At 64.9% G+C, this 19101-nt stretch carries 16 protein-coding genes and 2 pseudogenes; 12 read left to right on the forward strand and 6 right to left on the reverse strand.

The window, feature by feature from the left end; translation table 11 throughout:
- Positions 1–122: pseudogene (locus tag CIW53_RS17970) on the forward strand (IS3 family transposase); the annotation flags it as partial.
- 1 nt (position 123) lies between these two features.
- On the opposite strand, the pseudogene CIW53_RS13700 reads toward CIW53_RS17970, so the two are convergent.
- Positions 124–900 (reverse strand): annotated as a pseudogene (locus tag CIW53_RS13700) (IS110 family transposase); the annotation flags it as partial.
- A gap of 132 nt (positions 901–1032) precedes the next feature.
- On the opposite strand from CIW53_RS13700, the gene CIW53_RS13705 reads away from it, so the two are divergent.
- Positions 1033–1437 (forward strand): hypothetical protein, encoded by a 405-nt coding sequence (locus CIW53_RS13705; RefSeq protein ID WP_207105467.1) that lies wholly within the window; start codon positions 1033–1035, stop codon positions 1435–1437.
- Positions 1438–1528: 91 nt separating this feature from the next.
- Here the strand turns inward: CIW53_RS13705 and gstA are convergent, their stop codons facing one another.
- Complete coding sequence (gstA, locus tag CIW53_RS13710) at positions 1529–2146, reverse strand: glutathione transferase GstA (protein ID WP_149365287.1); 618 nt, start codon at positions 2144–2146, stop codon at positions 1529–1531.
- Between the two features lie 169 nt (positions 2147–2315).
- On the opposite strand from gstA, the gene CIW53_RS13715 reads away from it, so the two are divergent.
- A complete protein-coding gene (locus tag CIW53_RS13715; protein ID WP_149365288.1) occupies positions 2316–2750 on the forward strand; it encodes a helix-turn-helix domain-containing protein in 435 nt (144 codons plus the stop codon).
- A gap of 6 nt (positions 2751–2756) precedes the next feature.
- Here the strand turns inward: CIW53_RS13715 and cysK are convergent, their stop codons facing one another.
- A complete protein-coding gene (gene cysK, locus CIW53_RS13720) occupies positions 2757–3695 on the reverse strand; it encodes a cysteine synthase A (RefSeq protein ID WP_149365289.1) in 939 nt (312 codons plus the stop codon).
- A gap of 217 nt (positions 3696–3912) precedes the next feature.
- On the opposite strand from cysK, the gene CIW53_RS13725 reads away from it, so the two are divergent.
- The 8 genes from CIW53_RS13725 (at position 3913) to pilH (ending at position 14275) form a co-directional block, all read left to right on the forward strand.
- Positions 3913–5109 (forward strand): cupin domain-containing protein, encoded by a 1197-nt coding sequence (locus CIW53_RS13725; protein ID WP_149365290.1) that lies wholly within the window; start codon positions 3913–3915, stop codon positions 5107–5109.
- Positions 5106–6056, forward strand: coding sequence for a GNAT family N-acetyltransferase (locus CIW53_RS13730; RefSeq protein WP_149365291.1), 951 nt, complete (start codon positions 5106–5108; stop codon positions 6054–6056). The genes CIW53_RS13725 and CIW53_RS13730 overlap by 4 nt, the downstream gene beginning before the upstream one ends.
- 283 nt (positions 6057–6339) lie before the next feature.
- Entirely contained in the window at positions 6340–9216 is a 2877-nt protein-coding gene (locus CIW53_RS13735) for a 2-oxoglutarate dehydrogenase E1 component (RefSeq protein WP_343192465.1), read from the forward strand.
- Between the two features lie 80 nt (positions 9217–9296).
- Positions 9297–10505: a 2-oxoglutarate dehydrogenase complex dihydrolipoyllysine-residue succinyltransferase gene (gene odhB / locus CIW53_RS13740; protein WP_149365293.1), complete on the forward strand. Its 1209-nt coding sequence runs from the start codon at positions 9297–9299 to the stop codon at positions 10503–10505.
- Positions 10506–10648: 143 nt separating this feature from the next.
- Positions 10649–12073, forward strand: coding sequence for a dihydrolipoyl dehydrogenase (lpdA, locus tag CIW53_RS13745; protein WP_149365294.1), 1425 nt, complete (start codon positions 10649–10651; stop codon positions 12071–12073).
- 149 nt (positions 12074–12222) lie between these two features.
- Entirely contained in the window at positions 12223–12819 is a 597-nt protein-coding gene (locus CIW53_RS13750) for a TIGR00730 family Rossman fold protein (RefSeq protein WP_149365295.1), read from the forward strand.
- Positions 12820–12841: 22 nt separating this feature from the next.
- Positions 12842–13840 carry an oxidoreductase gene (locus CIW53_RS13755; RefSeq protein ID WP_149365296.1) on the forward strand — a complete coding sequence of 333 codons (999 nt, stop codon included), beginning with the start codon at positions 12842–12844 and terminating at the stop codon, positions 13838–13840.
- 69 nt (positions 13841–13909) lie between these two features.
- The gene (gene pilH, locus CIW53_RS13760) at positions 13910–14275 is read left to right on the forward strand and encodes a twitching motility response regulator PilH (protein WP_149365297.1); all 366 of its coding nucleotides are present in this window, start codon (positions 13910–13912) and stop codon (positions 14273–14275) included.
- Between the two features lie 74 nt (positions 14276–14349).
- Here the strand turns inward: pilH and CIW53_RS13765 are convergent, their stop codons facing one another.
- Both CIW53_RS13765 and CIW53_RS13770 read right to left on the reverse strand, forming a co-directional pair.
- A complete protein-coding gene (locus CIW53_RS13765; protein ID WP_149365298.1) occupies positions 14350–15249 on the reverse strand; it encodes a DnaJ C-terminal domain-containing protein in 900 nt (299 codons plus the stop codon).
- A gap of 71 nt (positions 15250–15320) precedes the next feature.
- Positions 15321–15770, reverse strand: a complete 450-nt coding sequence (locus CIW53_RS13770; RefSeq protein ID WP_149365299.1) for an Hsp20/alpha crystallin family protein — start codon at positions 15768–15770, stop codon at positions 15321–15323.
- Positions 15771–15903: 133 nt separating this feature from the next.
- On the opposite strand from CIW53_RS13770, the gene CIW53_RS13775 reads away from it, so the two are divergent.
- Complete coding sequence (locus tag CIW53_RS13775; RefSeq protein ID WP_149365300.1) at positions 15904–16395, forward strand: peroxiredoxin; 492 nt, start codon at positions 15904–15906, stop codon at positions 16393–16395.
- 70 nt (positions 16396–16465) lie between these two features.
- Here CIW53_RS13775 and gyrA read toward each other — a convergent pair whose 3' ends face one another.
- Entirely contained in the window at positions 16466–19087 is a 2622-nt protein-coding gene (gene gyrA / locus CIW53_RS13780; protein ID WP_149365301.1) for a DNA gyrase subunit A, read from the reverse strand.
- Positions 19088–19101: the final 14 nt, after the last annotated feature.

Raw genomic sequence — 19101 nt, forward strand, 5'->3', positions numbered from 1 at the left:
AGGCACGGTCCGACGTCTTTGACTACATCGAACGCTTCCACAATCCCCGAATGCAACGCAGAATCGAGGTTCGGGATCGGGCCTTCACGGCCTTAACTCAACTGTCCGCGAAAACGGGGTAGAACCCCTGGAGTGCTGAGTCGGCACCACACCCAGCCAGGCGGCCAGTTGCCGTCCATTCCGAAACTCCCGTGCGTTGCCGATGCTGGCGACCATCGCATCGACGGTGATCGGCCCCACGCCGACAATCGCGCCGATCCGCATGCACCGCACGTCCTGTCGCGCGTGAGCGTCGATGCGTGCACCGCACGCGTCGATGGCCGCGTGCAACTGCGCCCAGTGGGCGCTGAGGTCGTGCAGCAACTCGATGAACTCGCCAGGCAGTGCCGCCGCCCCATCGAGATCCACCAGCACGCGGCGCAGAGCCGCATCGCTTTTCGCCACCACGATGCCGAACTCGGCCAGCAGGCCGCGCAAGCGGTTGCCGACCGCCAGCGACTCGGTCTTGTAGCCCTCGCGCACCCGATGCCACGCCAGCCGCGCCTGCTGATCGACATCCTTGACCGGCACGAAGCGCATGTTGCCCTGCCGGGCCGCGGTGGCGATCGCCTCGGCGTCGTTGCGATCGTTCTTGGCCGTGCGGCTCTTGCGGAACGGGGTGACGAACTGCGCCGCCATCAGGCGCGGCTGCAGACCGTACTCCAGGCAACGGCGCCCCCAATGATGCGCCCCACTGCACGCCTCCATCGCCACCACCGTGCCGGGCGGCCGCTGGGCCAGCCACAGCGCAAACGCCTCGCGTCCCAGATCCCGCCGGCCCAGCACGTGGCCGGCCGCATCCATCTCACACACCGAAAACACGCTCTTCGCCAAGTCCACGCCAATGGTTATAGTGCTCATGGAGACTTCCTCTTCTGCTGACGGTTGTGTCGCAACACCATCATGGCCCTCGAGGCCGAAAGGGGAGGAAGTCTCTTTTTACTCGTTCAAGGCGGACGGCTTCGCCGCCGCTTAACTCCAGCGTTAGATCCCATGAAATCATCTCGGCTCGGCAAACTAGAAGCACAACTTTCGGCCGCCGAGACGTCGCTGTTCGACTTGCTTGCGCAGGCGCTTCCTCGCGTAGTTCACTCCGGCGAGATGCTCTTCTTCAACCCCACCTTTCTGCCGGACACTATCCAGCCTCATTGGCTACCTCAAGAGAGCGAGGAGCTCCTGTCCCTCGCCAGCGACTCAGTGTCATTACGTGAAGAGCTGGGCTTGCCCGTAGTTGGCACGGTTGGCCAGCTTTACCTTTCTGCGTGCAGCGAATCGGCAAACCACGCCAATGGCAATCGGCGCGGGCCTCGGCAGCTAGCAACGTGGTTGCTTGGCGAGCTGAGGTCTAACATCTCGTTCGAGGCGGACGGCTACGCCGCCGCTCAACTTAAGCGTTAGGCGGCGCAGCGTTTCATCCTGCTTCAAATGGTCGTTGGCGGCCGCGTTACGTTCACGGCTTCTCTCACCATCAGGGCAGCTTCGGCGGGTTCTACCCCGTCTTCTTGCGCAACCCCTCGGCCTCCAGCGCCGCTTGCACCGCGGGGCGCTCCGCCACGCGCTGCTGGAATGCCATCAGCGCGGTGAATCCGGACAGATCCAGCTCGACGTGCCTGGCCCAGTTGGTGACCGTGAAAAGGTAGGCGTCCGCTGCGGTGAAATGGTCGCCCAGCAGCCACGGCTGCTTCGCCAGCACGTCTTCGATCAACTGGTAGCGCTTGAGCAGGTATGCCTTGCGCTCGGCGCGGGTGGCCTCGGGCGTGTCGGGCTTGAACAACGGGCTGTAGGTCTTGTGGATCTCGGAGTTGATGTAGCCCAGCATTTCCTGCAGGCGGTAGCGCGCCAGCGTGCCGTTGGCGGGCGCCAGGCCGCTCTCGGGCTTGAGGTCGGCCAAGTACTGCACGATCGCCGGACCTTCGGTCAGCAGTTCGCCATTGTCCAGCGCCAGCGCCGGCACGTAGCCCTTCGGGTTGACCTGCCAGAAATCCGCGCCGCCCTCGGTGCGTTTGGCCTTGCCGTCGACCTTCTCCAGCGACAGCGCGATGCCGGCTTCCAGCGCCACGATGTGCGGCGACAACGAGCAGGCGCCCGCCGAGTAATAGAGCTTCATGCGTTTTCTCCGTGATGGGGAAGTGGGGAAGAACCACCGCCGCGGCTACACGCACCACAACGATGCCGGCATGCTAGCCATCATGGTTACTTATGGATACCACCTAACCAGCGGTTAGCGTAAAAATGTAGTATCCGTCGGGTTACCGCACTCTCCCGAGGCAATTCCGATGGGCCTGCCCGTACGCAAGAGCAAGGTCGCCGCGCCGCCGGCCTGCCCGCTCACCGAAAGCCTCGCGCTGCTGCGCGGTGCATGGGCGCCGAACGTGGTCTGGTACCTGAGCGCCGAGCCGCGCCGCTTCGGCGAACTGCGTCACGACATCCCGCGCATCTCCGCGCGCGTGTTGAGCGCGCGGCTGCGCGAGCTGGAATCGCGCGGGCTGGTGACGCGGCGCGTGCTGGCCACCTCGCCGCCGTCGGCCGAGTACGCGCTTACGCCGCTCGGCCGCGAACTGCTGCCGGCGATCCAGGCGCTGGCCAGCGTGGGCCGGAAACTGATCGAGGAATGGGAGGAAGGCCGATCGAAACGTGCGTCCGCAGCCGCACGCACGCGCACGAAACCTGCCGTGACCGGCCGCCGGAAACATCCGACGACCAGCCCGTGAGCCCGCTCAGACTTCGTCCGAACCTTCGTTGACACCCTCGAACAGGAAGGTCGACAAATAGCGTTCGCCGGTATCGGGCAGCATCGCCAGCAGCACCGAACCGGCGGGCGCGTCCTTTGCCACGTCGAGCGCGGCGGCCAGCGTGGCGCCGGAAGAGATACCGGTGAAGATGCCTTCGCGTTGCGCCAGTGCGCGCGAGGTGTCGCGGGCCAGCACGTCATCGATAAGCACGATGCGGTCGACCACCTTCGGGTTCAGCACGGCCGGCACGAAGTCCGGGGTCCAGCCCTGGATCTTGTGCGGCTGCCACTCCTTGCCGGAGAGCAACGCGGCACCCGTCGGCTCGGTGGCGATGACCTGCACTTCCGGGCGGGCCACTTTCAGCACCTCGCCGACACCGGTCAGCGTGCCGCCGGTACCCCAGCCGCTGACGAAGTAATCCAGCCGGCGTCCGGCGAAGTCGCGCAGGATTTCCGGCCCGGTGGTCTGTCGGTGATACGCCGGGTTGGCAGGGTTTTCGAATTGGTTGGTGAAGAACCAGCCATGCTTCTGCGCCAGTTCCACGGCCTTCTCCACCATGCCGGTGCCACGGGCTGCACCGGGCGTCAGCACGACCTTGCCGCCGTAGGCGCGGATCAGCTTGCGTCGTTCGATCGAGAACGTGTCCGACATCACCGCCACGAACGGATAGCCGCGTGCGGCGCAGACGGCGGCCAGCGCCACGCCGGTGTTGCCCGAGGTGGCTTCGATCACGGTCTGGCCGGGCTTCAGCGTGCCGCGCTGTTCGGCGTCGAGGATGATCGCCAGCGCGAGGCGGTCCTTCACCGAGCCGGCCGGGTTGAACGCCTCCACCTTCACGTAGAGTTCGACGTGTTTCGGCGCCAACTGATGGAGACGGACGATCGGCGTGTTGCCGATGGTGTCGAGGATGCTGTCGTGGATCATGGGAGAGTTTCCGGCAGGCAGGAGTGAATGAAAGAAACGGGCGGCAGGCATCATGCGCCTGCAAAAGTGAAATTATTCGTCAGGCATGGTGCACGGCGGTCAGCACGTCGGCCGCCATCGACACGGCCCGATCCGGTGCATGCAAAGGGTGCACGGTGGCCGGTGACGCAGGCATTGCGATGATACGGCCAGACCCGCCCGCCGTTACAATGAGCGAATGACCAAACCCATCGTTTTCCCCATCGAAGTCCGCGGTTCCGCCAGTCGACCACTGGGCATGTCGCCTGCCCGCTTCCTGCGCGACTACTGGCAGAAACGTCCGCTGCTGATTCGCCAAGCCTTCCCGAACTTCCAGCCACCGCTGCAACCGGACGATCTTGCCGGCCTGGCGTGCGAACCGGCCGCCCTGGCCCGCCTGATCGTGCACGACGAAAAGCGCGACCGCTGGCACGTCAATCCCGGCCCGCTCGGCGAAGCCGATTTCGCCAAGACCCCGGACAGCAACTGGACCCTGCTGGTGCAGGATGTCGACAAGTGGGATGCGGATGTCGCCGGCCTGCTGCAGCACTTCAGCTTCCTGCCGAGCTGGCGCGTGGATGACGTGATGGTGTCCTACGCCGAACCCGGCGGTGGCGTCGGCGCCCATGTCGACCAGTACGACGTGTTCCTGCTGCAGGGCCTGGGCCAACGGCACTGGGCTATAAGCGACGACCCGATGGCGCCCAAGGCGTTTCGCCACGACGTCGAGCTCAAGCAACTCGCGCATTTCGAGCCCACCCACGAATGGCTGCTGGAGCCGGGCGACATGCTGTACCTGCCGCCGGGGGTGCCGCACGACGGCGTCGCCTTCGGCGGCCCGTGCATGACGTTCTCGATCGGCATGCGTGCACCTTCGCAGGCAGAACTCACCGGCGATCTGGCCGACCACATCGCCGAACACCTGCCGGAAGAACTGCGTTACGCCGACCCCGACCTGAAGCCGGCGAAGGCTACCGGCGAAATCGACCGCGCCGCGATCGAACGGCTGAAGGACGCACTGCCGTTTGCTGCCGCGCTGCGTGACGACATGCTGTACGACTGGTTCGGTCGCTTCATCACACGCTACCGCAACGCGCAGATTCCGGCGCCGCTGGAAAAGCCGCTGGACGCCGCCGCCCTGACCAGGCAACTCGACGCCGGCGCGCAGTTGCTGCGTCATCCGTGGTCGCGGCTGGCCTGGAGCCACGGCAAATCCGGCTGCACGCTGTATGTCAGCGGCCATGCCTACCCGGCCACGCCCGCGCTGGCTCAGCAATTGTGCGAGCAGCGCGAACTCGTCGTGCACGGCAAGCCGGATGCCGTCGAACGCGCCTTGCTGCTGGCCCTGGTCAATGACGGCCACCTGTTGCCGAGCAAGTCCCGCCGACGTCGATGAAACTGCAGAACTTCCACGTCGAGTCCGCCGACTGGTCGCGCGAAGACCAGCGTGCCGCGTTGCTCGATCTGCGTTACACCGTGTTCGTGCAGGAACAAGGCGTACCGGAGCAACGCGAGCGCGACGGACTGGACGGGGAGTGCTGGCACGTGCTGGCGCGCGACGAAGCCGGGCGACCGATCGGCTGCGGCCGACTTACGCCCGCACACAAGATCGGCCGCATGGCGGTATCGCAGGAATGGCGCGGCCGCGGTGTCGGCGTGGCCATGCTTCGCGAGTTGATCGCGCGTGCCCGCGCGCTGGGCTGGCCGGAGGTGGCGCTGGATGCCCAGGTTGGCGCGATCGGCTTCTATGAACGCGAAGGCTTCGTGGCCCATGGGGCCGAGTTCGAGGATGCCGGGCTTGCCCATCGCGCCATGCAGCTTGCTCTTCCGGTCGACGGCGGTGCCGCGCAACCGTTGCGCGACACCGGCGCGCTGCCTGCCGGCACACCGGGCGACACGGCCAGGGCTCGACTGCAGCTCCTGGGCGAGGCCCGTCATCGGCTGGCGATCTACTTGCCGCTGCTGGGAAATGACGTTTACGCCAGCGAGGAAGAACTGGCCGAGTTGCGACGCATCGCGATCTCCGGCCGTAGCGCGCAGATCCGGATCCTGCTGCACGACCCGGCCAGCGCGCTGCACAACGACCACAGGCTGATCGCATTGGCGCAGCGGCTGTCCAGCGCAATCCAGATCCGCATGCCGGTCGAGGAGGCAGACCTGAACTACGCGTCGTCCTTTCTGCTCAATGACGCCGGCGGCTACCTCTTCCTTCCGGACGCCGCCCGTGCGCAAGGTCGCGCTGCGCGCCACGACCGCGCCGGCCAGGCGCCGCTGCAGCAGCATTTCGACGAAGTGTGGGAACGCGCCGAGCGCGCCAGCGCGCTGCAGATCCTGGATATCTAGCGATGCGGGGATGGAGCCCGGGCAAATACGGCGCCACCGACCGAACGTCTGCGGGCATTGGCCGTCGAAGGCGATCGGGCGGAAGCCGCAAAACGCACGAAAGCGCTGATAAATGCGAAGCGAGCCCGATCCGGGCCCGGCGGCGGATCGTCCCGCGCCACAATCGGGTTGCCGCGTTGCAGCAGCGCAAGGCTATAATTGTGGAGATTCTCCCCAGCCATCCGTGCCAGCGGTCTGTCGGGCTTGAAAACCGACGGAAAACCGCGACCTCAAGGTCACACGGATGGCTGAAAAGCATCCCTTCCCTGCCGGTGGTGACGTGACTACAAACCTGATCCGCGAGTTCTTCGAATCTTCCCAACTCGCAGGCGGCAATGCCGACTACGTCGAATCACTCTACGACGCCTGGTTGGCCGATACTTCGTCGGTGCCGGCCGAATGGGCCAGCTATTTCGAGACCTTCAAGGGCCGCGAATCGGGGGATGTCTCCCATGTCGCGGCCATTGCGCGTATCGAGGCGGCGCAGAAACAGCGCCACAACGGCGCCACCGCCGTGCCGATGAGCGACGAGCACGCGCGCAAGCAGGCTGGCGTGCTGCGCCTGCTCACCGCCTACCGCTCGCGCGGCCACCTCGCCGCCGATCTCGACCCACTCGGCCTGACCGAAAAGATGACCGCGCCCGATCTGGGCCTGGCCTTCCACGGCCTGTCCGATGCCGACCTCGATACCGAATTCGACACCGGCAATTACGCGGGTGGCGGCCACCGCCTGAAGCTGCGCGAGCTGCTGGCCCGCTTGCAGAAAACCTACGCCAGCACGATCGGCGCCGAGTTCATGCACATCAGCAACCATGAACAACGCAACTGGATCTACAGCCGACTCGAACAGCGCGCTGGACAGAGCGGCCTGGACAAGGCCGGCAAGCAGCGCGTGCTGGACGGCCTCACCGCCGCCGAGGGCCTGGAACGCTACCTGCACACGAAGTACGTGGGCCAGAAGCGCTTTTCGCTGGAAGGCGGCGACAGCCTGATCCCGATGATCGACGACGTGGTGCGCGAGGCTGGCGACAACGGCGTCAAGGAGCTGGTGATCGGCATGGCCCATCGCGGTCGGCTCAACGTGCTGGTCAACATCCTGGGCAAGCCTCCCAAGACCCTGTTCGACGAATTCGAAGGCAAGTTCGAGCATCCGGACGACCCGGCACATTCCGGCGACGTGAAGTACCACATGGGCTTCTCCGCCGACGTCAAGACGCCCAAGGGCGGCGTGCACGTGGCGCTGGCGTTCAACCCGTCGCACCTGGAGATCGTCAACCCGGTGGTTTGCGGTTCGGTGCACGCGCGCCAGACCCGCCGCCGCGACACCTTGCACACGCAATCGATGGCCGTGCTGATCCACGGCGACGCCGCCTTCGCCGGGCAAGGCGTCAACATGGAACTGCTGAACATGTCGCAGGCGCGCGGATTCAAGATCGGCGGCAGCCTGCACATCGTGATCAACAACCAGGTCGGCTTCACCACCTCCAATCCGCAGGACGCCCGTTCCACCATGTACTGCACCGACCTGGCCAAGATGGTCAACGCGCCGGTGCTGCACGTGAACGGCGACGACCCGGAAGCGGTGATCGAGGTCACCCGGCTGGCCTACGCGTTCCGCAAGCAGTTCCGCCGCGATGTGGTGATCGACCTGGTCTGCTACCGCCGCCACGGCCACAACGAAGCCGACGAGCCGGCGGCGACCCAGCCGGTGATGTACCAGATCATCCGCAAGCGCCCGACCACGCGCGACCTGTACCAGCAGCAGTTGGTGAAGGACGGCGTGCTGGCCGAGGGCGATGCCCAGAAGCAGTTCGAGGCCTACCGCGACCGGCTCGAAGCGGGCGCGCCGATGACCGAGCTAGACACCTCGCCGCGCCGCGATGGCCATGTCGACTGGGCACGTTTCCTTGGCGGCAAGCTGTCCGCGCCGACCGACACCACGGTGCCGAAGAAAAAGCTTCAGGAGCTCTCCGACAAGATCCTCACCCTGCCCGCCGACATCACCCTGCAGGCGCGCGTGGCGAAGATCTACGACGACCGCCGCAAGATGGCCGCCGGCGAGCAGCCGGCCGACTGGGGATTTGCCGAGAACCTCGCCTACGCCACCCTCGTCGACGCCGGCCACGACATGCGTCTGGTCGGCCAGGATTCCGGCCGCGGCACGTTCTTCCACCGTCATGCGGTCCTGCACGACCAGAAGGACGGCCACACCTACATGCCGCTGGCGACCGTCCGCGCGGGCGCCGACGTCGAGGTGATCGACTCGCTGCTCAGCGAAGAGGCGGTGATGGCGTTCGAGTATGGCCACTCCACCACCGACCCGGACACGCTCAATATCTGGGAAGCCCAGTTCGGCGACTTCGCCAACGGCGCGCAGGTGGTGATCGACCAGTTCATCAGCTCCGGCGAAGCCAAATGGAACCGGCTGTGCGGCCTGGTGCTGCTGCTGCCGCACGGCTACGAAGGCCAGGGCCCGGAGCATTCCTCCGCGCGTCTCGAACGCTTCCTGCAACTGTGCGCGTTCGACAACATGCAGGTCTGCGTGCCGACCACGCCAGCGCAGGATTTCCACATGATCCGCCGACAGATGCTGCGCGCCGCGCGCAAGCCGCTGATCGTGATGACGCCGAAATCGTTGCTGCGCCACAAGCTGGCGGTGTCATCGCTGGACGAGCTGGCCAACGGCAGTTTCCAGTTGGTGATCGGCGAACATCGCGAGCTGGCGGCGAAGAAGGTCCGGCGCGTGGTGCTGTGCTCCGGCAAGGTCTACTACGATCTGCTGGAAGAAGCCGGCAAGCGCGAGCTGAAAGACGTCGCCATCGTGCGTGTCGAGCAGCTCTACCCGTTCCCGCGCGCCGAAGTCACGGCCGAGCTGGACAAGTACCCGACCGCCAAGGAAGTGATCTGGTGCCAGGAAGAGCCGATGAACCAGGGTGCCTGGTTCCAGATCCGTCACCACCTGCAGGCCTGCATCGGCAGCAAGCACAGCCTTTCGTACGCGGGCCGCGCGCGCTCGCCGGCACCGGCAGCCGGCCACCTCAATACCCATAACGTCGAACAGACAGCACTTGTCGAACAGGCGCTCGTCGCGGCCGTCGGCACCGACCACTCCGCAGAATAAAAGAAACTTAGAGTGCGGCCATGGATGGCCGCTTTTTGACCTTAGCGTTCAGGGATGAACGCACTAATTAAGGAAATCTCATGTCCATCGAACTCAAAGTCCCCGTCCTGCCCGAGTCGGTTTCCGACGCCACCATCGCGACCTGGCACAAGAAAGCCGGCGACGCGGTGAAGCGCGACGAGAACCTGGTCGACCTCGAAACCGACAAGGTCGTGCTGGAAGTGCCCTCGCCGGTCGACGGCGTGCTGAAGGAAATCCGCCACGAAGTCGGCGACACGGTGAACAGCGAGCAGATCATCGCGATCATCGAGGAAGGTGCCGCCGCCGCAGCGCCGGCCCCGGCCGCTGCTGCGCCCGCCCCCGCGGCCGCCGCTCCTGCGCCGGCTGCGCCGAAAACCGCCGCGAAAGGCACCGAGGATCTCTCCCCGGCCGGCCTGCGTGTCGCCACCGAAGAAAAAATCGATCCGTCCAAGGTCGCCGGCACCGGCCGCGACGGTCGCGTGACCAAGGAAGACCTGGTCAACTACGGCAAGGGCGGCACGGCTGCCCCGGCCGCCGCTGCACCAGCCGCGAAGCCGACCCCGGGTTCGCGCCCGGAAGAACGCGTACCGATGACGCGCATGCGCGCACGCATCGCCGAGCGCCTGATGCAGTCGAAGAACTCGATCGCCATGCTCACCTCGTTCAACGAAGTGAACCTGGCCGAAGTGGTGAAGATGCGCAAGGCACTCGGCGATGCGTTCCAGAAGGAACACGGCATCAAGCTCGGCTTCATGAGCTTCTTCGTCAAGGCGGCCGCCGAAGCGCTGAAGCGCTACCCGTTCGTCAACGCCTCGGTCGACGGCAACGACGTGATCTACCACGGCTACCAGGACATCTCGATCGCCGTGTCCACCGACAAGGGCCTGGTCACGCCGGTGCTGCGTGACGTGCAGGACATGAGGTTCGCCGACGTCGAGCAGGGCATCGCCGACTACGCCACCAAGGCGCGCGCGAACAAGCTGTCGCTGGACGACCTGCAGGGCGGCACGTTCACCATCACCAACGGCGGCACCTTCGGTTCGCTGCTGTCGACCCCGATCGTGAACCCGCCGCAGAGCGCGATCCTCGGCATGCACACGATCAAGGAACGCCCGATCGTCGAGAACGGCCAGATGATCGCCGCGCCGATGATGTACATCGCGCTGTCCTACGACCACCGCATCATCGACGGCAAGGACGCGGTGCTGTTCCTGGTCGACATCAAGAACCAGTTGGAGAACCCGCAGCGGATGTTGCTGGGCCTGTAAACGCTTGAACCCCTCTCCCGTCGGGAGAGGGGTTGGGGTGAGGGTTCGGTTGCGTCGAACACTTCACACCACACCCGAACCCTCATCCGGCGCTTCGCGCCACCTTCTCCCGACGGGAGAAGAAAAAAGCAAAGAGAAAAACCATGAGCGAAAAATACGATGTCATCGTCATCGGCGCCGGCCCGGCCGGCTATGTGGCCGCGATCCGCGCCGCACAGCTGGGCTTGAAGGCCGCCTGCGTCGACGCGTTCGCAGGCAAGGACGGCAAGCAGGCGCTCGGGGGTACCTGCCTCAACGTGGGCTGCATCCCGTCCAAGGCGCTGCTCGATTCCTCGCGCCAGTTCCACAACCTCACGCACAACTTCGGCGTGCACGGAATCACGGCCGACAACGCGAAGATCGACGTACCGACCTTCATCGGCCGCAAGGACAAGATCGTCAAGCAGTTCACCGGCGGCGTGGCGCAGCTGTTCAAGGCCAACAAGATCACGCCGTACTTCGGTACCGGCAAGCTGCTGAAAGGCAACAGCGTCGAGATTACCGGACCCGACGGCACCAAGCAGACGATCAGCGCGACCAACGTGATCCTCGCCTCAGGCTCGGTACCGATCGAGCTGCCGTTCGCGAAGTTCGACAACAAGATGATTCTCGACAACGCCGGCGCGCTCGACTTGGCCGAAGTGCCCAAGCGCCTCGGCGTGATCGGTGCCGGCGTGATCGGGCTGGAACTGGGCAGCGTGTGGAAGCGCCTGGGCAGTGACGTCACCATCCTCGAAGCACTGCCGGATTTCCTCTCCGTCGCCGATGCCGACGTGGCGAAAGTGGCGGCCCGCGAGTTCGCCAAGCAGGGCTTGACCATCAAGCTCGGCGCCAAGCTGACCAAGGCCGACATCAAGAAGAAGGAAGTCCACCTCACCTACGAGGACAAGGACGGCGCCCATGAACTCGTCGTCGACAAGCTGCTGGTCGCCGTGGGCCGCCGTGCCTACACCGCCGGCCTGCTGGCCGACGACACCGGCGTGAAGCTGGACGAGCGCGGCCGCATCGTGGTCGACGAACACAACCACACCGGCGTCGACGGCGTGTGGGCGATCGGCGATGCCGTGCGTGGCCCGATGCTGGCGCACAAGGGTTCCGAGGAAGGCGTGGCGGTGGCCGAGTGGATCGCCGGCAAGGCCGGCCACGTCAACCTCGACACCGTGCCGTGGGTGATCTACACCGAGCCGGAAATCGCCTGGGCCGGCAAGACCGAGAAGCAGCTCAAGGACGAAGGCGTGCCGTACAAGGTCGGCAGCTTCCCGTTCGCCGCGATCGGCCGCGCCGTCGCGATGAACGAGGCGGTCGGCCAGGTGAAGATGATCGCCCACGCCGAAACCGATCGCATCCTCGGCGTGCACATGGTCGGCCCGGGCGTCTCCGAGCTGATCGCCGAGTGCGTGGTGGCGATGGAGTTCAAGGGCTCGTCCGAGGATCTGGCGCGCATCGTCCATGCCCACCCGACCCTCTCCGAAGCCGTGCACGAGGCCGCGTTGTCGGTCGACAAGCGCGCCATCCACAAGGGCAACTGAGGCCCGCGCAGGACCAACGCGGCCCGCTCGTGGCGACATGGGCGGGTCGCTCTTTTTCAGAAATGAGTGGAGAGAAGTGAGAAACGAGAGAGAGCATGCAAGCGCACACTCTTTTCTCACTCCTCTCCACTCTCCACTCAGGTAAGCCCATGCCCCAACCCACCGCCATCTGCGTCTACTGCGGCTCCAGCAGCGGCAGGCATCCCGAGTACGCCGAGCAGGCGCGCGCCTTCGGTACGGAAATGGCCCGGCGCGGTATCGCGCTGGTCTACGGCGGCGGCAAGGTCGGCCTGATGGGCGTGGTGGCCGACGCGGTGCTCGCCGGCGGCGGCAAGGTCATCGGGGTGATTCCTCGCCAGCTGGTGGAACTCGAAGTGGCCCATCCCGGCCTGAGCGAGCTGGTGGTCGTCGAGACCATGCACCAGCGCAAGACGCGCATGTACGAGCTGTCCGAAGCGTTCGTCGCACTGCCCGGCGGCTTCGGCACGATGGACGAGATGTTCGAGATGCTGACCTGGGCCCAGCTCGGCCTTCACCGTTATCCCTGCGCCTTCCTCGACGTGCGCGGCTATTACCGCGACCTGCGCACGATGATGGAGCACATGGTCGACGAGAACTTCGTGCGCCCCGAGCAGCGCGACAGCATCTGGTTCGGCGATGACATGACCGCCCTTTTCGACTGGATGCAAACGTACGAGGGCAGCTACATTCCCAAACGGATCGATACCAGCAGCGTCAGCGCCTGAACGACCGCCACGGGAGATCACGATGACCGTTTTCCGTTCCTTTCGCATCCACAACGACGACACCGGCCACCGCGCCGGCATCGAAACCGTGGACACCGATGCGCTGTCGCCAGGTGAAGTTCTGGTCAAGACGGCGTACTCGTCGGTCAACTACAAGGACGCGCTGGCCGGCACCGGCAAGGGCCGGATATTGCGCACCTATCCGCTCAACGGCGGCATCGACGTGGCCGGCCACGTGGTCGCCTCGACCGACCCGTCCTTCAGGGAAGGCGACGCGGTGCTGTGCACCGGCAGTGGCCTGTCCGAGACCCGTGACGGCGGCTACGGCGAATACGCGCGCCTCGACGCGCGCTGGACGATCCCGTTACCGGCCGGGCTGAGCCTGCGCGAGAGCATGATCATCGGCACCGCCGGCTTCACCGCCGCGCTCGCCGTGCTGCGCATGCAGGACAACCGGCAGACGCCATCGCTGGGACCGATCGCGATCACCGGCGCCAGCGGCGGCGTCGGCATGCTGGCGATCGACATTTTCAGCCGCGCCGGCTACGAGGTGCACGCGATCAGCGGCAAGGCCGACCACTTCGATTTCCTGCGCGGCCTCGGCGCCAGCGAGTGCATCGACCGACATCAACTCGTCTTCAGCGGCAAGCCGATGGATTCGGCCCGCTTCGGCGGCGCGCTGGACAATGTCGGCGGCAGCACACTGAGCGGCCTGCTGCCGCTGGTCAACCCCTACGGCAATGTGGCGATCTGCGGCAATGCCGGCGGTATTGCATTCGACAGCACGGTGATGCCGTTCATCATTCGCGGCGTGAGTCTGCTCGGCATCGCCTCGGCAGGCACCGCCCGCGACCTCCGTGACCGCATCTGGCAGCACCTGGCCAGTGACTGGAAACCACAGCATCTGGATCGCATCGCCACTCGCGAAATCGGCCTCGACGAACTGCCGGGAATTTTTGGGCGTATGCTCGCTGGCGATTCGTTCGGGCGTACGCTGGTGCGCATCGGCAACACGATTTGACGAACCCGCGCTTGGAAGTACCGTCACCACGGCTTAGAATCAACGAAACTCGAAGGGGACCTTTACCTTATGGCACGCATCCTGATCGTCGACGACTCCCCGTCACAATTGCTGGGCATCAAGCGGATCGTCGAAAAACTCGGGCATGAAACCCTTTCCGCCGAAGATGGTGCCGCCGGTGTCGAAGTGGCCAAACAGGAAAAGCCCGACCTGATCCTGATGGACGTGGTGATGCCCAACCTCAACGGTTTCCAGGCGACCCGCACCATCAGCAAGAATCCCGATACGGCTCATATCCCGATCATCCTGGTGACCACCAAGGATCAGGAAACCGACAAGGTCTGGGGCATGCGCCAAGGTGCCAAGGCCTATGTGACCAAGCCGATCAAGGAAGAGGATCTGGTCAAGGCCTTGCAGGAGTTCCTGCCCGGCTGATTGTTTCGCTGGGTCTGGAAAAAGGACGGCGCCCGCAGGCGCCGTTTTCATTTTCCCGGTCTGGCTTTCGCCGCTCAGCGGCGCGGATCGAAGTCCCTGAAGTGTTCACCCAGGGCCTCGTAGGCCGCCTTCTGCTCGTCATTCTCGGGCACCGGCGCGCGAATCGACAATTCCACCAGTTGATCGCCCGGGTGCGCGCCCGGCATGCCGCGTCCCTTCAGGCGCAGCTTGCGTCCCGACTGCGAACCGGCGGGAATGCGCAGGTCAACCGTCCCGGCAAGAGTCGGTACCGGCACGGTCGCCCCCAGCGCCGCTTCCCAGGGGGTGATCGGCAGCACATGCACCACGTTGCGGCCGTCCAGACGGAAACGCGGATCGTCGCGGATGCCGATTTCCAGCAACAGGTCGCCCTTCGGCCCACCGGCCATGCCGGCCTGGCCCTGACCGGACAGGCGGATCACCTGGCCAGGCTGGATACCTGCGGGAATCTTCACTTCCAGCACGCGCTCGCCGCCGGCCGGATCCTGCATCGCCAGACGGGTACGGCCGCCGTCGAATGCCGTTTTCAGATCGATTTGCACCGAAGCTTGCACATCCCGGCCGCGGCGCGGACGAGGTTGGCCACGAGGCCCGCCGGCCGCGCCCCGCCCGAACAGGCTCTCGAAAAAATCGCTGAAGTCGCCGTCGCCGCCATCACCGAAACCCTGGCTCTGGCCCTGCCAGCCCGGCGGTGGCCGGAACTGCTCGCCCTGCCGATAGCCGCCGGCGCGCAACTGATCGTAGGAACGCCGCTTCTCGGCATCCTTGAGCACCTCGTTGGCCTCGTTGACCGACTTGAATTTCTCCTCCGCGCCGGCTTCCTTGTTCTTGTCCGGATGGTATTTGCGCGCCAGCTTGCGATACGCCGCCTTGATCTCGGCCTCGCTCGCATCGGGCTTCACGCCCAGGATCTCGTAATAGTCTTTGAATTCCACTCGCCACTCCCGACTCACGCAAAACCCGCGACAGATCGCTCCGTCGCGGGATGTACCGCCACACTCCTGGCTCAGTGGCTCGTGTTGATGGTAATGCGTCGCGGCGTTGCCTGTGCCTTCTTCGGTATCACGATTTCCAGCACGCCGAAACGGCCGTTCGCAGTGATGCCCTCGGCATCGGCGCTGTCCGGCAGGGCAAAGCGGCGATGGAAGGCACCCCGGGCACGCTCCACGCGGGTGAACTTGCCGTTCGACTCGGCGCTGCCGGCCTCGCGCTCACCCTTGATGGTCAGGATGCCCTTTTCCATGCTCACCTCGATCTGCGCCGGATCCACACCAGGAATGTCCGCGAGGATCACAAAACGCTGCTCGTCCTCGCGAATGTCCACGCGCGGTGCCCACTGACTGGTGACGACGTTGGATGCGTCGCTGTCTTCCGGCTGCAGGAAACGATCGAATACTTGCCGTACTTCCTCGGGCAGGCCGTTGGTGTTCCAGATGCCATGACGAACCGGATTCATCGCATGTCTCCTCAGGTTGAATTGCGGCCCATCGCCGCTTGCCGGGAAAATAGGTGCTGTGACCGACGATTCAAGGCGACATTCCGGTACCGCCCGAATTAGCATTCAGGTCTCCCCCCGGATCCGAGACCCCATGAGCATCCAACCCGGCGACACGATTCCCGACACGGCCATCCAGCTCATCGACGGCGATATCCAGCCCAGCCAGACCGGCACGCTGTTCGCCGGACGCAAGGTGCTGCTGTTCGGCGTACCTGGCGCATTCACGCCCACCTGTTCGAACAAGCACCTGCCCGGCTACTCGGCGCACTACTCCGAGTTCCGCGCACTGGGCACCGACGTGATGTGCCTGGCGGTGAACGACGGCTACGTGATGCAGGCCTGGGCGGCTTCGCAACAGGTACCCGCCGGCCTGCTGATGTTGGCCGACGGCAATGCCAGTTTCACCCGCGCGCTCGGGCTGGAGCTGGACGGCAGCGCCTTCGGCATGGGCCTGCGCACGCGCCGCTTTGCGCTATACGCGGAAGATGGCGTGGTGCGTATGGTCCATGTCGAGGCACCCGGCGAGTTGCGCGTCTCCAGCGCCGAGGCGATGTTGGCGGCGATCACGGCGATCACCCACTGAGACGGCCACCCTGCCCCTGCAATGAAAAACCCCGGCATCGCCGGGGGTTTTCGATCAAGCCTGCATCAGCTTACTCATCGGTGCCTACTGCTTCGACGCCACTGGAACTGGAGCCGTCGTCACCGGTCGGTACATTGGCATCGGTAGCCACGGCATCCTCGCCGTTGTCCTCTTCCGCGTCCAGCCGCATCACGCTGACCAGTGTCTCGTCCTTGGGCAGGCGAATCAGGGTGACACCCTGGGTATTGCGGCCGAGCTGCGAGACTTCCGCCACCCGAGTACGCACCAGCGTTCCCTGGTCGGAGATCAGCATCAGTTCGTGCGCCTCGGTGACCTGTACCGCAGCGACGAGTGCACCATTGCGCTCGGAGCACTGGATGCCGATCACGCCCTGGGTACCGCGACCCTTCTTGGTGAACTCGACCAGCTGGGTGCGCTTGCCGTAGCCACGCTCGGTCGCGGTGAGGATGTCGCCGTCGGCGGCCACGATCAGCGATACCACGTGGGCGTCCTTGGCCAGCTTCATGCCGCGCACGCCGGCCGCCGTGCGGCCCATCGAGCGCACGGTGTTTTCGTCGAAACGATTGACCTTGCCGTTGGAGGCGAACAGCAGGATGTCGCTGTTGCCATCGGTGAGTTCGACATTGACCAGGGCGTCGTCGTCGTGAAGCTTGATCGCGAGCTTGCCCCTCTGCAGCTGGAACGCGAACTCGGTCAACGGCGTCTTCTTCACCGTGCCTCGTTTCGTGGCAAAAAACACGAAACGATCCTCGCCGTACTCGCGGATCGGCAACACCGCCTGCACTTTCTCGCCTTCGCCCAACGGCAACAGGTTGATGATCGGCTTGCCGCGCGCGCCCGGACCGGATTCGGGGATCTGGTAGACCTTCTGCCAGTAGACCCGGCCGGTGCTGGTGAACGTGAGCAGGGTGTCATGCGTGTTGACCACCCACAACTGCTCGACGACGTCCTCGTCCTTCAAGGCAGAAGCCGAACGCCCCTTGCCGCCGCGCTTCTGCGAGCGGTAGGTGCTGGCCGGCTGCCGCTTGATATAGCCGGTGTGCGACAACGTCACGACCATGTCTTCCGGCGCAATCAGGTCCAGGACGTTGAGATCTTCCTGCGAATGCTGGATTTCGGTGCGGCGGGCATCGCCGAATTCGGCCTTGACCGCATCGAGCTCGCTGCGGATCACCTCGAGCAGACGCTGGGGATTTTCCAGGATTTCGATGAGGCCGCGGATGGCTTCGAGGATCTGCCGGTACTCGTCGGAAAGCTTCTCCTGTTCCAGCCCGGTCAGGCGATGCAGACGCATCGCCAGGATTTCCAGTGCCTGCGCTTCGGACAGCTGGTAACCGTCGGCCTTCAGGCCATCACGCGGATCCATGTCCTCCGGTCGCGATGCATCGGCACCGGTCGCCGACAACAGCGCACGCACGAGGCCTGCCTCCCAGTGACGCGCCACCATGCGCTCGCGCGCCTCGGCCGGCGACGACGAGGTCTTGATCAGCTCGATCATCTCGTCGATGTTGGCCAGCGCGACGGTCAAGCCTTCGAGGATGTGCGCGCGGGCACGCGCCTTGCGCAGTTCGAAGATGGTGCGACGGGTAACCACTTCGCGCCGATGGCGGATGAACGCTTCGAGGATGTCCTTGAGGTTCAGCAGCCGCGGCTGGCCGTCCAGCAGCGCCACCATGTTGATGCCGAACGTCACCTGCATCTGGGTCTGCTGGAACAGGTTGTTCAGCACCACGTCGCCCATCGCATCCTTGCGGATCTCGATGACGATGCGCATGCCGTCCTTGTCGGATTCGTCGCGCAGTTCGCTGATGCCTTCGAGCTTCTTTTCCTTCACCAGCTCGGCGATCTTCTCGATCAGCCGCGCCTTGTTCACCTGGTACGGCAGCTCATGGACGATGATCGTCTCGCGGCCGTTCGACTCGGTCTCGATTTCGGCCCTGGCACGCACCAGGATGCGGCCGCGACCGGTGCGGTACGCCTCGATGATGCCGGACGAACCGTTGATGATGCCCTGGGTGGGAAAGTCCGGGCCGGGGATGTAGTGCATCAATTCGTCGATCGAGAGCGCGGGCTCGTCGATCAGCGCAATCGTTGCCGCAATCACCTCGTTGAGGTTGTGCGGCGGGATATTGGTGGCCATGCCCACGGCAATACCGGCCGAACCGTTGATCAGCAGGTTCGGCACGCGCGACGGCAGCACCAGCGGTTCGCGCTCGCTTTCGTCGTAGTTGAAGCCGAAATCGACGGTGTCCTTGTCGATGTCGGCAAGCAGCTCGTGGGTGAGCCGCGACATGCGCACTTCGGTGTAACGCATCGCGGCGGCGTTGTCGCCGTCGACCGAACCGAAGTTGCCCTGGCCGTCTACCAGCATGTAGCGCAGCGAGAACGGCTGCGCCATGCGCACGATCGCGTCGTATACCGACTGATCGCCATGCGGATGGTATTTACCGATCACGTCACCGACTACGCGGGCCGACTTCTTGTATGGCTTGTTGTACACATTGCCCAGTTCATTCATCGCGAACAGCACGCGACGATGCACGGGTTTCAGGCCATCGCGTACATCCGGGAGGGCGCGGCCCACGATCACGCTCATGGCGTAATCGAGATAGCTCTGGCGCATCTCGTCTTCGATGTTGACACGAATGATTTCTTTGGCGAGTTCTGCCATGAATCGGCTTCCTT

Source organism: Rhodanobacter sp. T12-5 (genome assembly GCF_008329435.1).
In the GTDB taxonomy this organism is placed as follows: Bacteria; Pseudomonadota; Gammaproteobacteria; order Xanthomonadales; family Rhodanobacteraceae; genus Rhodanobacter.

Excerpts from the sequence above, each read along its gene's own strand:
- CIW53_RS13750 (WP_149365295.1), top strand. The coding sequence starts at position 12,223 with ATGCCCCAACCCACCGCCATCTGCGTCTACTGCGGCTCCAGCAGCGGC.
- odhB (WP_149365293.1), top strand. The coding sequence starts at position 9,297 with ATGTCCATCGAACTCAAAGTCCCCGTCCTGCCCGAGTCGGTTTCCGAC.
- CIW53_RS13775 (WP_149365300.1), top strand. The coding sequence starts at position 15,904 with ATGAGCATCCAACCCGGCGACACGATTCCCGACACGGCCATCCAGCTC.
- gyrA (WP_149365301.1), bottom strand. The coding sequence starts at position 19,087 with ATGGCAGAACTCGCCAAAGAAATCATTCGTGTCAACATCGAAGACGAG.
- CIW53_RS13770 (WP_149365299.1), bottom strand. The coding sequence starts at position 15,770 with ATGAATCCGGTTCGTCATGGCATCTGGAACACCAACGGCCTGCCCGAG.
- CIW53_RS13715 (WP_149365288.1), top strand. The coding sequence starts at position 2,316 with ATGGGCCTGCCCGTACGCAAGAGCAAGGTCGCCGCGCCGCCGGCCTGC.
- CIW53_RS13755 (WP_149365296.1), top strand. The coding sequence starts at position 12,842 with ATGACCGTTTTCCGTTCCTTTCGCATCCACAACGACGACACCGGCCAC.
- gstA (WP_149365287.1), bottom strand. The coding sequence starts at position 2,146 with ATGAAGCTCTATTACTCGGCGGGCGCCTGCTCGTTGTCGCCGCACATC.
- lpdA (WP_149365294.1), top strand. The coding sequence starts at position 10,649 with ATGAGCGAAAAATACGATGTCATCGTCATCGGCGCCGGCCCGGCCGGC.
- pilH (WP_149365297.1), top strand. The coding sequence starts at position 13,910 with ATGGCACGCATCCTGATCGTCGACGACTCCCCGTCACAATTGCTGGGC.
- CIW53_RS13725 (WP_149365290.1), top strand. The coding sequence starts at position 3,913 with ATGACCAAACCCATCGTTTTCCCCATCGAAGTCCGCGGTTCCGCCAGT.
- CIW53_RS13735 (WP_343192465.1), top strand. The coding sequence starts at position 6,340 with ATGGCTGAAAAGCATCCCTTCCCTGCCGGTGGTGACGTGACTACAAAC.
- CIW53_RS13730 (WP_149365291.1), top strand. The coding sequence starts at position 5,106 with ATGAAACTGCAGAACTTCCACGTCGAGTCCGCCGACTGGTCGCGCGAA.
- CIW53_RS13705 (WP_207105467.1), top strand. The coding sequence starts at position 1,033 with ATGAAATCATCTCGGCTCGGCAAACTAGAAGCACAACTTTCGGCCGCC.
- cysK (WP_149365289.1), bottom strand. The coding sequence starts at position 3,695 with ATGATCCACGACAGCATCCTCGACACCATCGGCAACACGCCGATCGTC.